Origin of the sequence: Protofrankia sp. CiT1, assembly GCF_917627335.1 — a bacterium.
Lineage (GTDB): Bacteria > Actinomycetota > Actinomycetes > Frankiales > Frankiaceae > Protofrankia.
On sequence record NZ_CAKJTP010000115.1, the window covers coordinates 12,924 to 13,576 of the forward strand.

General features: G+C 69.5%; 1 protein-coding gene. It reads right to left on the reverse strand.

The features are described 5' to 3' along the window. Positions 1-137 precede the first annotated feature (137 nt). Positions 138-428: a hypothetical protein gene (locus MJ785_RS16205; RefSeq protein ID WP_239381587.1), complete on the reverse strand. Its 291-nt coding sequence runs from the start codon at positions 426-428 to the stop codon at positions 138-140. Positions 429-653 lie beyond the last annotated feature (225 nt).

Consider the following 653-nt stretch of genomic DNA (forward strand, 5'->3'; position numbering starts at 1 on the left):
TGGGTGGGCAGCGGTGGGCGAGGTCGATGGCCCGGGTCATCCAGCGGTGGTCGTCGAGCTGGGTCATGGAGCGGCTCGTCCTCCCTGGGGCCGGCCCCTGGCGGAGGTGGATCGGATCGCCGGTGGCGGGATGGTAGTCAGCCGGTGATGGCCGTGGGGACCTGGTCCATCGCCTGGCGGAACTCGCCTGTCTGGAGGACAGTCTGCCATCCGGCGACGGCGTCACGCGGGGACCGCAGGACTGGTGCAGTCACCGAGTGCGGCGAGGCTGTGTACCCGCTGGGCTTCGATACGGGCAGGGCTGACGAACTCGTCCCAGGGGCCGGTGTCGGGCCCGGCCCGTCGAGGATGTCGTGGGCGCGGTCGTAGAGCGTCAGGCAGGTGGCTTTCTCGCCCTGTTCCCGTGAGGACCTCGAGGACCAGATCACCGAGTTCACGATCAAACACAACAGGACCGCTCAGCCCTACCGGTGGACCTACTACGCCGACACCGAGCATGCCCACTGCCTCGAACGCCACCGAGGATGGCCCGGCCGAGGCCGGCAGTCCGGACTGGGAGCAGTGGGTGCCTCGTGTGGCCGGTGGGCTGGTGCCTGGTTGTGGGCTGGCGGGCTGGTGTGTCGGTGGGTGTCGGTACGGTGCGGTCATGTCGG